The 1,277-nt window shown below is 64.4% G+C and carries 1 protein-coding gene; it reads left to right on the top strand.

Annotation, left to right across the window (positions count from 1 at the left end):
• Nucleotide 1 precedes the first annotated feature (1 nt).
• Nucleotides 2-1,243: a carbohydrate porin gene (locus XAXN_RS18415; RefSeq protein WP_245149967.1), complete on the top strand. Its 1,242-nt coding sequence runs from the start codon at nucleotides 2-4 to the stop codon at nucleotides 1,241-1,243.
• Nucleotides 1,244-1,277: the final 34 nt, after the last annotated feature.

Genomic DNA, 1,277 nt, shown 5'->3' with positions numbered 1-1,277 from the left:
CCTGTTGTGCCTGTCGCTGACCATGGCACTTGCCCCGCTCGCCCACGCGCAGGATGCCGCCGACGCCTTCAAGCTCAAGCTGGGCTACACCGGCGAAGCGGCCTCGATGATCGACGGCGGCCGCAAAAGCGGCGACGCCTACGCCGGCCAGTTGATGGTCGGCACCGATGTCGACATGGACCGCCTGTTCGGCTGGAATGGCGCCACGGTGAAGGTGTACGTCACCAACCGTCACGGCACCAACCTGGCCAACAGCAGCATCGGCAACAGCACCTCGGTGCAGGAAATCTACGGCGGCCAGGGCACGCGCCTGGCCAACTTCACCCTGCTGCAAAAACTGTTCAACGACCGCCTGGAACTGGAAGCCGGCCGCAGCGTGGCCAACATCCACTTCCTCGGCTCGGACCTGTGCCAGTACTTTCAGGGCAACTCCGCCTGCGGCAACCCCACCTTCGTGTTCCGCACCAGCAACTTCACCTACTGGCCGGTCTCCAGTTGGGCTGCGCATGCCACCGCCTGGGTCACGCCCAAGGTGTACCTGCATGTGGGCGCCTACGAGGTGAACCCGGTGCAGGCACAGGACGGCCAGCACGGTCTGAAGTGGAGCACCGACGACACCACCGGCGTGGTGGTGCCCTACGCCATCGGCTACAAGAACAAGGGCGGCGACGGCACGCTGGCGGCGATGTACGAACTCGGCGGCTGGCAGGACAACTCCGACTACACCGACCCGCTGCGCGACCGCAACGACAACCCGGCGCTGCTCACCGGCCTGGATTACGCCAACAAGCAAGGCCGCGCGGGCGCATTCGCCCGTTTCGAACAGCAGGTCACCCGATCCGGCCCGACCGGCGAAGGCGGCCTGACCGTATTCGGCGCGGTGCTCAAGCGCACTGCCGGCCAGGCCATCGAGGATCATTTCATCCAGCTCGGCCTGGTGCAGAAAGGCACCTTCGCCAGCCGCCCGCAGGACAACATCGCCTTCGTGATCACCCAGCAGAAGTACACCGACGCTGCAATCGAAAATCTGCGCCTGGCCCGCGCCTCCGCTGGCGGCACCGGTACCCCGGCCGACAACCAGATCATGATGGAGCTCAGCTACGGCATCCAGGTCACCAAGCGCCTGCGCATCGCGCCGAACCTGCATTACGTGATCAACCCCGACCAGTTCAACGAATCCACGCGCACCAACGATCTGAAGAATGCATTGATTGCGGGCATGCGGATCGACTGGAATCTGTGATCCGGCACCAGTAAGATGTTCAGTCCCGGCATTA

Source organism: Xanthomonas axonopodis (assembly GCF_001304695.1).
GTDB lineage: Bacteria > Pseudomonadota > Gammaproteobacteria > Xanthomonadales > Xanthomonadaceae > Xanthomonas > Xanthomonas axonopodis.
This window is presented reverse-complemented; position numbering and strand designations above follow the sequence as displayed.